The organism is Polaromonas sp. P4_F9, assembly GCF_056401235.1.
The window spans coordinates 403,900-415,507 of sequence record NZ_JBFUJT010000001.1; the positions used below are offsets into that span (position 1 = coordinate 403,900).

At 60.7% G+C, this 11,608-nt stretch carries 18 protein-coding genes and 3 pseudogenes; 5 read left to right on the plus strand and 16 right to left on the minus strand.

Annotated features, from left to right (window positions below; all coding sequences use genetic code 11):
* Positions 1 to 204: 204 nt before the first annotated feature.
* From AC1DUB_RS01915 to AC1DUB_RS01960, 10 genes and pseudogenes are all read right to left on the minus strand, one after another.
* A complete protein-coding gene (locus AC1DUB_RS01915; RefSeq protein ID WP_477728059.1) occupies positions 205 to 717 on the minus strand; it encodes a S26 family signal peptidase in 513 nt (170 codons plus the stop codon).
* On the minus strand, positions 714 to 1,184 hold the full coding sequence (locus AC1DUB_RS01920) for a DUF2840 domain-containing protein (RefSeq protein ID WP_477728090.1): 471 nt from the start codon (positions 1,182 to 1,184) through the stop codon (positions 714 to 716). Before AC1DUB_RS01920 ends, AC1DUB_RS01915 begins: the two co-directional genes overlap by 4 nt.
* Before the next feature lie 47 nt (positions 1,185 to 1,231).
* A complete protein-coding gene (locus tag AC1DUB_RS01925; protein WP_477728060.1) occupies positions 1,232 to 1,495 on the minus strand; it encodes a chromosome partitioning protein ParB in 264 nt (87 codons plus the stop codon).
* Entirely contained in the window at positions 1,492 to 2,238 is a 747-nt protein-coding gene (gene parA / locus AC1DUB_RS01930) for a ParA family partition ATPase (protein ID WP_477728061.1), read from the minus strand. The genes AC1DUB_RS01925 and parA overlap by 4 nt, the downstream gene beginning before the upstream one ends.
* A 208-nt stretch (positions 2,239 to 2,446) precedes the next feature.
* Positions 2,447 to 3,250 (minus strand): annotated as a pseudogene (locus AC1DUB_RS01935) (replication initiator protein A); the annotation flags it as partial.
* Positions 3,251 to 3,291: 41 nt separating this feature from the next.
* The gene (locus tag AC1DUB_RS01940; RefSeq protein ID WP_477728062.1) at positions 3,292 to 3,579 is read right to left on the minus strand and encodes a helix-turn-helix transcriptional regulator; all 288 of its coding nucleotides are present in this window, start codon (positions 3,577 to 3,579) and stop codon (positions 3,292 to 3,294) included.
* A 92-nt stretch (positions 3,580 to 3,671) separates the two neighbouring features.
* Complete coding sequence (locus AC1DUB_RS01945) at positions 3,672 to 4,028, minus strand: DNA -binding domain-containing protein (RefSeq protein WP_477728091.1); 357 nt, start codon at positions 4,026 to 4,028, stop codon at positions 3,672 to 3,674.
* Between the two features lie 108 nt (positions 4,029 to 4,136).
* Positions 4,137 to 4,211, minus strand: a pseudogene (locus AC1DUB_RS01950) (hypothetical protein); the annotation flags it as partial.
* Between the two features lie 13 nt (positions 4,212 to 4,224).
* Positions 4,225 to 4,479, minus strand: a complete 255-nt coding sequence (locus AC1DUB_RS01955) for a transcriptional regulator domain-containing protein (RefSeq protein WP_477728063.1) — start codon at positions 4,477 to 4,479, stop codon at positions 4,225 to 4,227.
* Positions 4,480 to 4,589: 110 nt separating this feature from the next.
* On the minus strand, positions 4,590 to 4,931 hold the full coding sequence (locus AC1DUB_RS01960; RefSeq protein WP_477728064.1) for a DUF2958 domain-containing protein: 342 nt from the start codon (positions 4,929 to 4,931) through the stop codon (positions 4,590 to 4,592).
* A 133-nt stretch (positions 4,932 to 5,064) separates the two neighbouring features.
* Here AC1DUB_RS01960 and AC1DUB_RS01965 point away from each other — a divergent pair, with 133 nt between their 5' ends.
* Positions 5,065 to 5,373 (plus strand): helix-turn-helix domain-containing protein, encoded by a 309-nt coding sequence (locus AC1DUB_RS01965; RefSeq protein WP_477728065.1) that lies wholly within the window; start codon positions 5,065 to 5,067, stop codon positions 5,371 to 5,373.
* A gap of 12 nt (positions 5,374 to 5,385) precedes the next feature.
* Here the strand turns inward: AC1DUB_RS01965 and AC1DUB_RS01970 are convergent, their stop codons facing one another.
* Positions 5,386 to 5,730 carry a DUF2958 domain-containing protein gene (locus AC1DUB_RS01970; protein ID WP_477728066.1) on the minus strand — a complete coding sequence of 115 codons (345 nt, stop codon included), beginning with the start codon at positions 5,728 to 5,730 and terminating at the stop codon, positions 5,386 to 5,388.
* Between the two features lie 72 nt (positions 5,731 to 5,802).
* Positions 5,803 to 5,961 carry a hypothetical protein gene (locus AC1DUB_RS01975; RefSeq protein ID WP_477728067.1) on the minus strand — a complete coding sequence of 53 codons (159 nt, stop codon included), beginning with the start codon at positions 5,959 to 5,961 and terminating at the stop codon, positions 5,803 to 5,805.
* A gap of 252 nt (positions 5,962 to 6,213) precedes the next feature.
* On the opposite strand from AC1DUB_RS01975, the gene AC1DUB_RS01980 reads away from it, so the two are divergent.
* Positions 6,214 to 6,405: a hypothetical protein gene (locus tag AC1DUB_RS01980; protein WP_477728068.1), complete on the plus strand. Its 192-nt coding sequence runs from the start codon at positions 6,214 to 6,216 to the stop codon at positions 6,403 to 6,405.
* A gap of 38 nt (positions 6,406 to 6,443) precedes the next feature.
* Here AC1DUB_RS01980 and AC1DUB_RS01985 read toward each other — a convergent pair whose 3' ends face one another.
* The 3 genes from AC1DUB_RS01985 to AC1DUB_RS01995 form a co-directional block, all read right to left on the minus strand.
* Positions 6,444 to 6,749 carry a DUF736 domain-containing protein gene (locus tag AC1DUB_RS01985; RefSeq protein WP_477728069.1) on the minus strand — a complete coding sequence of 102 codons (306 nt, stop codon included), beginning with the start codon at positions 6,747 to 6,749 and terminating at the stop codon, positions 6,444 to 6,446.
* A gap of 570 nt (positions 6,750 to 7,319) precedes the next feature.
* Positions 7,320 to 7,847, minus strand: coding sequence for a thioesterase family protein (locus tag AC1DUB_RS01990; protein WP_477728070.1), 528 nt, complete (start codon positions 7,845 to 7,847; stop codon positions 7,320 to 7,322).
* Positions 7,848 to 8,128: 281 nt separating this feature from the next.
* A complete protein-coding gene (locus AC1DUB_RS01995; RefSeq protein WP_477728071.1) occupies positions 8,129 to 8,341 on the minus strand; it encodes a hypothetical protein in 213 nt (70 codons plus the stop codon).
* A gap of 379 nt (positions 8,342 to 8,720) precedes the next feature.
* Here AC1DUB_RS01995 and AC1DUB_RS02000 point away from each other — a divergent pair, with 379 nt between their 5' ends.
* Both AC1DUB_RS02000 and AC1DUB_RS02005 read left to right on the plus strand, forming a co-directional pair.
* Positions 8,721 to 9,728, plus strand: a complete 1,008-nt coding sequence (locus AC1DUB_RS02000) for a Bug family tripartite tricarboxylate transporter substrate binding protein (RefSeq protein WP_477728072.1) — start codon at positions 8,721 to 8,723, stop codon at positions 9,726 to 9,728.
* Positions 9,729 to 9,767: 39 nt separating this feature from the next.
* Positions 9,768 to 10,421, plus strand: a complete 654-nt coding sequence (locus AC1DUB_RS02005) for a hypothetical protein (protein WP_477728073.1) — start codon at positions 9,768 to 9,770, stop codon at positions 10,419 to 10,421.
* 52 nt (positions 10,422 to 10,473) lie between these two features.
* On the opposite strand, the gene AC1DUB_RS02010 is transcribed toward AC1DUB_RS02005, so the two are convergent.
* Entirely contained in the window at positions 10,474 to 11,355 is an 882-nt protein-coding gene (locus tag AC1DUB_RS02010; protein ID WP_477728074.1) for a LysR family transcriptional regulator, read from the minus strand.
* Positions 11,356 to 11,428: 73 nt separating this feature from the next.
* Here AC1DUB_RS02010 and AC1DUB_RS02015 point away from each other — a divergent pair.
* Positions 11,429 to 11,608 (plus strand): annotated as a pseudogene (locus AC1DUB_RS02015) (IS5/IS1182 family transposase); the annotation flags it as partial.

An 11,608-nucleotide genomic window follows, 5' to 3' on the forward strand; every position in this document is an offset into this window, starting at 1 on the left:
TGCCCAACCCACGTGCAGACTGGCTTTGCGGCCGGGTACGTGCCGACCCTTTTATCTTGCCCTCTGTCTTCACCGGCTCCCCGGGGTCCCGGCTCCGACACCGCGCCAGCCGCACACAGGGTGTGCCACGCTGCCGGACGGGCGGCGCCAGTGCAGCGAGGGCTGCACGCTGGCGACAGGACATATGCACGGTAGAACGCAAGTTCATGGCGCACCCCAGGTCCAAATCGGCTGCGCACGACCGATCACGTTGGATGCCAAGATGGGGCCGAAGTACCGGCTGTCGAACGACGCCAGGTTCGTGCTGCTCAAGAGAAACAGTTCACCCAGCGCCAGGCGTCGGCACTGCGACCAGACAGACAATGCACGACCCCGCCCATCGGCAAGCATCACGGCGGCCACCGCCACGTCGTCGATGCGCACCGATGCGCCATCCACGCACACCCGTTGCAGCGCCACGGCGCCAACGCGCTTGAGCAAGGGGATGCCAGCTGGCAGGTAACCGCGCTGCGCCGCCAGCGCAGCCGCCTGTGCGGGAAGTCGGGCCAGCACGATGCTGCCGGCCTGCAGCGAGTCGGCGGGCCCAATACGGTACCAACCGCGCGGCACACTGTCGCTGGGGTTGTAGACGAGGGACACACAGTGTGGGATGGCCAACGGCATGAGCAAGGCCGCCAGGCCGAGGTCCATGCAGAAAATCACGGCGGCCCGCTTCATTGCAGCGCTCCGCGCGCAAGATGCGCCGCATGCCGCTCGGGCGTGTACTCGGGCAGCGGCTGGCGCGCAGCCAGCCGGTTGCCAACCGTGCGCCAATACATCACGGCCGCGGTACACGGATCGATGCCCAACTGCTCGATGGCATCAATCGCCGCGAGCACTGCCTTGACCTGCAGTTCGCCTTCAGCCCGCAGCAGGATGCGTGCGCCCGGAAACACGCCAGCGATGCGCTGCGCGCCGCCGAGTGGCATAGGTGCCTGCAGCACCATCAACTGCCAGAGCGCCGTGCCGTAGTCGTTGGCGAACCACTTCACGCGACAGCAGACCGCGCCAGGTGCAAACACCGCAATGCGCCGCCAGCGGTCCAGCACGGTCTCGCGCACCGGCCTGCCGAAGCGCAACCACACGTTTACCCTTTGCGCGACAAACGCCAGCGAAACACGCATGGAGGTGGGCTTGGGCGCCATCCGCCCAGGTCGCATCACCGACAAAGCTGCTTGAAATCCTGGCTGCATCATGACGTCCCCTCCGGAAACTCACGCTCCAGCAGTTCCCGCTGCATCTCGACGGTGGTCACACCCCGCCGGAACGCCACCACCTTGATGCGCCCACGCAGCACAGGCGTGACATCGATGGTGAGCCGTGCGGTGTAGATCGACGCCTTGGTGACGGCCATGACGGCCTCGGCCCGCCGCACCCAAGCCGAAGCCGGATCGGCACCGGGCCTGGGATCGATCGGGGCCCGCCGTTGCGCAGTGAACGCCTGTGGCTTGGTCATGGCAGCATCTCCCGCACCGCCTGCGCCAGCGCAGCGATCTCGCGTGCGGCCGCGCAATGCGGCGCCACCTCGAACGCCAACCGACCCGCCGCTACGCTGTCGGCAAACACGATGCGCTGCGAAACCTCCACCTGCAGCGCAGGAAACGGCTGATCGGCCAGCGCCGCACGCGCCTCCCGCCCGATCACCGTGCCCACGACACGCCGGTTGATCACGAAGGCCGCGCGCAGCTGCGGCCGGAACACCCGCGCCTCGGTAATGAGCTGCACCATCTCATGGCTGACCCAGACGTCATAAGCGCTGGGCTGCACCGGAATCAGCACCAGGTCGGCGGCCAGCAGCGCGGAGCGCGCCAGGGCCGCCACCCGGGGCGGACCATCGATCACGACGAAATCGGCCTGCAAGGCGATCTGCGGCGCCTCTTGGTGCAGCGAATCCCTCGCCAGGCCAAACACGCCGTACAGGCGGTTCTGGCCGCTTTGCGCCCTTCTCTGCGCCCAGTCCAGCGCAGACCCCTGCGGGTCGGCATCCAGCAGTGTCACGCGCTGCCCTTGCATGGCGAACTCCCCCGCGAGGTGCGTGGCCAGCGTGGTCTTGCCTGCCCCGCCCTTCTGGTTGAGCAGCGCGATCACCTTGCCGGACCGAGTTGCGGCTTGTGTTTCTTCTCCTGGTCGACGGTTTTCTGGAGCTTCGGATGAAGCACTGCCCGTTTTTTGGGCAGGGGTGTTTCCTCTTTTATCCATGGTTATGTCTTTAGTTAGATAAGTTAAGGAGGCCCGAAACCGTTGCTGGGCGTGGGCTGGCGGCCGATGCGCACGTGTGATTACCCGTGTCGTTTGCGGGCGATTCCCCGAATGCCGTGCGGGTGATTCCCGAGTTCGGACACAGCTTGTCCACAAGCTTTTCACCAGCGGGTGTGGATAAGTTGGACCGGGGTGGGCGCGACCAGCTGCGGAATCTGAGCCAATCCGTGCTGCCGACGTGCTCAAGGGACAGCCAGTAGCCAGGCAGCGACTGCCGATGCACCAGCCGCCGCAACTGAACGGCAAAGTCGGCGTAGCGCTGCAAGCTGCCCGACTTCAGGTGCAGGTGGCGCAGGTTGAAGCGCCAGCCCTCCACCTGTCGGCCGCCGTGCTTGCGCACCAGGCGGTAAAGCCAGCGCTCGAATCCACCGGTGAGCTTGAAGTACGCAGGGTCCAAGGTCAGAACCAAAGCGTCATCCATTACCCCGGCATAAAACCAGTCAGCCAGAATCAGCTCGATGCCGTAGGCCCGGCCACGAGTTCCGGGCAGCTCTTTCCATTCATTGATCCATGAGAAGCGGTGCATGCGCCGCCCTGCGGGCTGGCGGATAGATGTTGCGACCGTGGTGGACTGCAGCCGATCCAATGCGGCTTTGAGCATCAGGTAGTCCTTAAAGCCCGTGCCGCGCTGTACAAAGGTGAGGATTTCATGCGGCGTTGCGGCCATCAGGCGCGAAGTGCGCAAACCCCGGTCCCGCGCCTGCACGATGTGGCTGGCCGCCCAGATCAGCACGTCGGCATCCCAGATCGTGGCAATGCCATGTTCCGGTACACCTTCGACCGTCAGGGTGACACCCCCGGCCTCGAAGCGTATTGGCACCACCCGGCGGGACTTGGCCAGCGAAAAGAACGGGTAGGCCATCAGGTCCTGCGCGTCGCGCGGGGCCATGTCGCCGCCCGGCAGTGCGCGGAACAGCATCAGCTGTTCGCGTTCACTCAAGGGCTTGACCATGGCTGCCAATCCGTTCGCGAGTTCGTGAATCTGGCACTGGATCAGCGCACCGAAGCCCGCTGAGGGCTGCCGGGATCGGAGGTCATGCCGTAGGCACGGCCATCGGCCCAGGTGCGCAGGTCACCAACCGCGTAGAGCACACGAGCGCCGAACTTTCGGTAGCGCGGGCCACCACCGAGAACGCGCTGCTTCTCCAGCGTGCGTGGCGAGAGGCGCAAAAAGGCTGCGGCCTCGTCATTGGTCAGGAACTCGGGGTTACCGGGCGTTGCAGCGGGCGGCTGCGCAGCCGCAGGTAAGGAACGCAAAGGCAGGGAATTCGCAGTTGCCATGAAGGACTCCATCGACGGTTGTCGCCTGGCAGCGAAATGCCGCCAGATGAAGGGAGTCTCAGGAAAGCCTGGCCAACTGCGAAGGGAGAGATTCAGCGAGCGGGTTCGTCTCCGGGGGCGCTGGTGGGCTGCTGGCGCACTCCTGCCAAGGCCAGATAGCCGCCACGCATCAAACCCTCTGCACGGGTCAGGAGGTGACGAACCTGCGCACGCAGCTCACTATCAGCTGTCCAGCGCTTGCGCACCGCGTCAGCGCCGAACAGCGCTCCGGCAATGTCGCGGTGGTGAGCGCCCGCCTGTGATGCATCGAGCGCTTGCAGGGCGTGCAGATGCAGCAAGGAAGCACGGGTAACTTTTTTGGCGGCCACTGGAGGCCATTGCCCCTGAATGGCATTGGCCTGGGCCTGGTAACCAGTCAATCGCGTGCGCAGGTGGGCATCGAGGGGCACAGTCAAGCCATAGGCTGCGCCCTCCTCCAGCTCAGTGGACAGCGAGGCCCGCAAACGGTTCGCTCCGTGCTCCGCTGTGAGATTCAGTTGCAGGCCTGCATGCGACAGGCTCTTGCGACCAGGAATCCTCCAGAAGTCGAAGGCCAAACTAGCGGTTGAATCGTGCGTGAAAGCCGCACGCACATGCAGCAGCGCGTCAGCCGCTGCTGTCCAACGTGGGTGTGCCTGGCGAGCATCGAGCCGTGGGTCCTCGGCTACTCTTCAACCCCCAGTGAGACGCTGAACTGCGTGAAGCGCTGCGTTGATCGCTGAGCCAGTCGGCCCGGTAGCCCGCGTGGCGTCTCAGATATTCCCATGCCAGCGCGGGACCGTCCAGGTCCAGCGTGTAGAGGTAGGCTGCTGCCGCGCGCCAACGCGCGGAGAAGTCGGCAGAGTCGTGTTGGATCGTCATTGCGATGGCTCCCTTTCGAATTTTCAGGAAGAGTGCCACGAGTTACGTCAAAATTTAAGCCGGCTTGGGTAACACAAGGTGAAACTTGTGAGCGCAATGATCACCATAGCTCAGTCGTTGATCGATCCGTCCCGCATCGCCTCGGCCGCATAAGCCGACAGCGATTGGCGTGGTTTGAAATGCGTATCGGCCACGATGCGCATGCCGCGCGGCCCGTGTACACCTTCCAATGCGGACAAGCTTACAGTCCCCAGCTCTGGGAATCCGGTTCCCGCATCGCACAGCCCATAGGCTTGATCGCCATCCGCGTCCAGGCTCACCAGCAGCCAGACGGCACCGGCATCCAGGGTGTGGAGCTTGACGACGGGATACGGATCGATGGCTTCGCCACGTGCGCGGGCTGCACCATTGGCCAGCATTTGCGAGCGCTGGAGCTCAGTAAGGAAGGTCATGGCGCATCCGTAACAGAATATTATTTTTCTAGAACCGCCCTGAACACTCTAACTCTAATGGAGGTTTGCATTCAAAGCAAAAGAGTTAAATATAACGTGGTTTAAATTGTTCTAAACACCGACGCTCCTGCCCATGCAGAAGCGTGTAATCCAGCGAGGAAGGCCGACAGGCGCGACGACCTTTGAGTCCGCGCCCGCTCTGGCGTTCGGGGCTGCGGTGCGCGCCACCAGGACCGAAGACGGCATCGCCCAGGAAACGCTGGCGCATCTGGCGGGCATCGAACGCTCGCACATGGGCAAGATCGAACGTGGTGAGCACATGCCCACGCTGGCCCTGGTGCTCAAGATCGCCAGGGCCTTGGGCCGCAGCGCTGGCGAGCTGATGCTTGAGACGGAAGCCAGGCTTCCGGCGGAATGGCATCAATCGCCAACCGGCGGTTGATGCCTGCGACACCTACGCCACGATGCGGCCCGCCATCCGGGCTTCCCGTGCATAGACGCTGATCGGCTTGTCTGCCTTGAAGTGCAGATCCCGCTCAACCAGAAGGCCCAGCCGTCCCCGCACGCTCATCAGCTCGGCCAGGCTCACATAGCCCAGCTCAGGAAAGCCAAGACCCAAGTCGCACAGTCCGAACATATGGTCTTCATCGTCAGGATCAATTTCGGTCAGCAGCCAGGTCGCACCCGCATCGGGCGTGAACAACTTGACCACTGGCAGTGGGTCAAAGCCCTCGCCTGCGAGGGATTGTCGGCCGTTGTCCAGCAACTGCGCACGTAGTTCGTCGGAAATAAGGTTCATGATCGCAACTCCTTGAAATGGACGCTCCCGATCGGAGCGCTGCGATCCAGGCGTACGCGCATAGCGCGGCCGTCACACCCCTGACTCGGTCGGTGCGGGCTGGGGGTTGACGGGCGTGCGGCGTGCGCCAAGCTGCGCGGCTTGTCCGGTCGGGATACGGCCAGGTAAAACAGGAATGCGCACCATGAACACCGGAGAATGCGCATCGCCCCAAGGCAGTCCGGCATCCATGTGTCGAAATCGAAGGCCGATCAGGCACAGCCTGTTCGGCGGACTTCCAGGGGCGCCAAGCACCGCGCGGCGGGGACGGGCTGGTAGCCGGTCCCCTTGAGGGCAAGCGAAGCGCGCAGGCGTCAGGGATGGAAGCCCGAAGGGGCGAGACGCCATCGGTGGCTCGATGCGCAGCACGACAGCGCGACCCGGCTTGCCGGGGACGCACGGACATCCGTAAATCCTGCAATGCGTCTTTACTCAAAACTTCAAATGCACGAAACCGCCTTCACGCATCTGCGTAACCCCGCAGAGCCGTACATTCGTAAAAGCGGCTTTACGCCCATACACGAATCCGGGTTTACTTATCTGCGTCAAGCCGTACATCCACAAACCCGTAAATCAGCAAAACAGGTCAAACGTAAAAAAGCCCGCAACAAACGGCGGGCCATTCACGAACGTTAAAGCGCCCCGCCGCAGGGGCGGGGCGTTGAGGGCGACGCTCAGTCGCCCTTGCTGCGCGACCAGATCAGGTTGTGCGTGCCGTCCTCGGCTTCAACCAGCCGGGCATAGATGGTCGCCGGGAACGACGGATCATCCAAGGTCGCCGACAGGTAGGGCCGATCCGACTTGCTGACTTTCTTCCACGCCGCGCCGATCTCGAAAGTACCGGCAACGATGCGGTAGTCCGGGGCGTTATCGCTTTCCTTGGTGTTCGGAACGATTTTTACCTTGACGTTAAGCGTCAGGGTGCGAACCGTGCCGCTGAAGCTGTCTTTCTGTGCGGTGAAATTGCCGATGTTTGACATGATGAAGTCCTTTTTAGAAGTTAACCAGGTCGCGACCATCGCGGCCTTGGCGTGATCCGATGGGCGCGGGTCCGGGCGCGCTGCACCGCAGAGCAAAGCGATGAGGCCGCAACGCAGTGAAGGACCGGTAGGCCCAAAGAATTTGTTTCGCGAGGAAGGCAAGGACCGCAGGGGAGTGCCGGGGAAATTGTTTGGGCCGGACGGTTGCAGCGAACAAGCCCGAGGCGAAGCCGTGCCCGCGCCAGGATTCACGACAAATACAAGGCCGCCGTGGGTGTGATCCTGCCCCGAAAGGACACATGGCCTCGGCCCCCCGCACAGCAACTTCATTGGCAGGCACCCTTCAAAACAAAATCGCTTCCGCATACACGAGCGAAGGCGCGTCCCCGCGTCGACGTAGTCTCGATTGACCGCGGCGTCGCAGTGCCTGGGCATGGTGGATGACCTATAGGTGACTCGCCATCATTCATGGCGGCCAGCCCGATATCTTTGAGGACAGGGCGATATTGCACAAACTGGCGCAGCAAAGACAGTCGCACTACGATGCACCGCCCCTGCGGCGGGGCGTGATTAGAAAGATTCAGGGTCATGGCTGCTGGAAGTCCAAACGCGCGCGGCATCCGTGCCGCGTGCGCCGCCAGGAAGATTCCCATCAGGGTTCGTCACAAGCGCCCCAACTTTCGCAGCAATGCGAGACTCCATGGATGCCCGTTGCGCGGCCACCAATGTGACGGAGCTCTCGCAAACGACTTCGTGATCATCGGACGCCTGAACGCAAAACGTCGCACTTCGCTCGCCCAACTGCTCCACCCACCCTCTCAGCTTCAGCGCTGATCCGGGCGGAATCGGCCCCTTGTGCTCCATGCGGACCGTACGGCCCACCACGACTTCTGAGGCGGTGTCCACATGCCGCTGCATCTCACGGATGCAGATGGACTCAACCACTGCCACCAGGTATCCGGTCGCCAGGCATTCGATCAGCCTTTCTGCATAGCCGCTTCCATGCGGAAGCCGGGAAAACAATGCCCGTGCCGTTTGCTCTGGCGGCACGCTGTAGGTTTCTTCAAAGAATATTTCACTGACGCCTTGATGGTTCATGAGGATTGGGTGGATAGGTTGCCGAAGTTCATCCGTTCCGGCGAACCCAGCGCAAAGCGGGGTGGCCGAAACGGTGCTCGATCCTCGTTCGGATGAACCGCACGACCAACCCAATCAGGCGTTCTCCAGCGTAGCTGGCTTGACGCCGCTGTTCACGGCGAATGCCCCACCGGGGCAACGCTGGGGGATGCGATGGCTGAAATTAAAACGCGCGCCGCGTACCTGCCGCGCGCGTCGCGCCGATTTGGCCAAAACCCCGGCCCACTTCAACTGCCGACACCTCAGTGACGGGGTTCTTCCACGCCCCTGAACATCACCGGCAGCCACCTCGTTTCTGCCACCAGCCCTTCGGCCTCGCTGGCAAGTTCTGCCTTCTTGAGCTTGGCCAGCCGGTTGACCTGCTCCGGCACGAACACCTGCACCGCTTCCAGCATCTTGGCCTTGGAAACGTGCGCGAAGTAGCCCGCAGCGGTGGGGGTCCACCAATCGTGCATGTTCAGCCCCACAGCCTGAGCAAGCAGTGCGGCGGGGCGTATCACCCTCCCGTGAACTCACAGCGCCGACCGTCAAAGCTACGCACACGGCCAACAAAGATATCAGCTCCTGCTGCGGGAACGTCAGCAGTTCGGCAAACAGCGCGTCCGGGTCTTGGGACAGGCGGTCCGCCCAAGCCTAACGAACTTCCCGTATGCCGGATGCCGCACGCGACTGCGCCACATCCGGTGCACGCGCATCGAGCCCGTCTTGCGGCGAAGCGCTGATGTTGACCGGCGACACCACATCCGCGCATCCTTCCATTTCGATGGAGTTGATAGATTTTTCTGATGCTTATTAATACGGATTTTTGACTTTTTATAACGAAACTAACTTCGTATGATGCAATTTCATTTATCAAATCGGATGCATATGAAGATTGCTTTTTTAAAGATTATCTGTGTCGTATCTTTGATCGTGCCTGCGGTTACGCAGGCTGCCAATTTCCCTGAAAAACCTGTTCGCATCATTGTTCCTTATCCGCCCGGAGGCGCCTCAGATACGGTTGCCAGATTTCTCGGGCAGCAACTTTCCAAGAGACTAAAGCAGCCCGTCCTTATTGAAAACAAGCCGGGTGCGACAGAACAAATCGCGGCAAGCTATGTTGCGAAATCACCAGCTGATGGCTATACGCTCTTACTGGCATCGACGGCAGGTCTGTCCGTCAACCCTACTTTATACAGGGGCAGGCTCGCGTATGAGGCTGAAAAAGATTTTGCGCCAGTAGCGATGCTGGTCACCCTGCCTAGCATCGTCATGGTGAATCCCAGCCTTCCTGTGAAGTCATTCGATGAATTGACGGCTTACCTCAAATCATCACCGAATCGCCTTAACTATGCATCGAGCGGCGCGGGCAATCCAAGCCATCTCGGAATGGAACTGTACAAACGCATCGCGGCCGTCGATATCACCCATGTACCCTACAGAGGTGGTGCACCCGCTATGCAGGACTTGATGTCGGGCCAAGTCGCCATGATGATGGCAATCGGTCCTGAGTCGATCCCGATGGCCAAGGCGGGGAAAATGAAGGCCTTGGCAATTACAACCGCCAAGCGCTCCCCTGCATACCCAGGGCTGCCCACTGTCTCAGAGTCCAGTGGCTACAGTAACTTCGAGCTCCTACATTGGTTCGCGTTGGTTGCGCCAGCCCGGACGCCTGCTCCCATTGTTGCCCGACTGAATCAGGACATCAATGAAATCTTGAATGAAACGGAAAATCGCGAGAGATTGGTGGGGTTGGGTATGGAAATCGAAGGCGGCACACCTCAGCGGCTCGCCGACACGATCAAAAGAGACCGGGTGAAGTGGGAAAAGGTCATCGTGGATGCAAACATCCAGATCGATTGACTCGCTATCTTCGGTTCTATTTTTAAAGTGAGAATAAATATGATGTTGCCAGGCAGTGGTATTTTAATTTCGTCGATGCAGGTTCTTCCAGATGAAGATGCTGATTTTAATGAGTGGTTCGACAAGGAACATCTGCCGGAACGCGTCGGAATTCCCGGATTTCTGGATGCCCGGCGATATGAGGCTGTCGATTCGTCGGCCAGGTATTTGCAGATCTATAACACCGTAAACTTCGAGGTGCTGGATAGCGCGCCCTATAAAGAAGTACTGGCGAATCAAACGGATTGGTCCAAACATCACATTCCCCGTTTCATTCGACCCACCCGTGTCGTTGGGCAACTCGTCGAGAGCCAGGGTTTCGCCCGAGGTGCCGCGGTAACGCTTATTCGCTTGCGACCACAGAAGGATGCGCGGATGATGCCGGGGTTGCGAAATTTCCTGGCCTTGCTCGAAAAGCCAGGCGTTACCTCAATTCACTTCGTCGAAGGTAATGCAGATCTGTCGAAGCCGCTCATGACGGACGTCCCGTATGTCGGCAGCGAAGATTCCTACATCATCGTCGAGAGCTCAAGCGTTCTTGCTGCTGAGCGAATTGCAAACAATCTGGAAGTGTCTTTTGGGGCTTACGGCGAATTGGTCGAAGTGGCGGCCTACCGATATCGCCTGGATATGCATGCTCCCGGTATAGCGTAGAGGTGGTCCATCCAACTGCCCCGCTAAAAACAAGCAATTTGCTCGGGGTTCTTCACTCTGGGAGAAAGAACCTGGTCAGGGCGAGATTTCGCTGTGCAATATCCCGAATGCGAGCGGTCGTTTCGCTATGGTGGTGCGCCGGATAAGACAAGTAGTAGGCCACCGCCGGCAAGGGAGGTTTGGCGTCCAGCACGTGCAATGCAGCTGACTCTAGATAGCCCCTCGCAATGGATACAGGCAAGACCGCAATCGCATGGCCCGACAAGACCAGCGCGAGCATCAGAGACAGGGAGTTGCACCGGCTGTACTCCTCAGTCTCGAACCCTCCGGATTGCAGCCACTTTGTCATCGAATCGTTGAGCGTGGATGGCGGGGAATTGGACACGATGCGGTAAGCCATTGCGTGCTCCGGCGTGAAATGGCCTGGAATCATCACGACATCCTTGGACGCAATCCATTGGTGCTCAGTCCACCCCAAAAACAAACTCGTCACATTGGCTTGATCGCTACGGCCGGTATGCAACGCGATGTCGAGTTCGTTGTTATGGATCATTTCAAGCAGTGCTGCGCCACCGCCGACGGTCAGGTCCACGCGAAGGCTGGGGTGTGTCTCTTTCAGGTCTTTGAGGATCTGCGGCATGCCGACGATGGAGCATGACTCATCGACCCCGATGCGGATCAGGCCACTGATCGAGTCGCTCAGATCCAGGCGCGCCATGTCTTGGGCAGATGCCAAGACTCTCTCAGCATAGACCAGGGCATTTCTCCCCGCTTGCGTCACCAGCAGACGCTGATTCTGACGCTCGAATAACTTGATCGACATCTGGTCTTCCAGATCTTTGATTCGATTCGATATCGCCGGCTGGGTTAGATTGAGATGTTTTGCCGCTGCATGCACCGTTCCAAGCCGGGCAGTACACGCAAATGCTTCCAATTGACTTAGAAGTTATCCGTAAATAGTATACTGCTGCTCCGAGCCGTAGCTAACACGGCGCCAGGGCGAAGGAATGGCGACACGCAAGCGAGTCGAATCGTGGGTGGTGACCGATGAATTTTGGCGGCGCGTCGAGCCGTTGATTCCGGTGCGCGAGCGCAGCGCGGACAAGGCGTACGTGCGCAAGGCGGGGGCGGGGCGGCCGCCCAAGCCGGCACGACAAGTGTTCGAGGCGGTCGTCTACGTTTTGCGC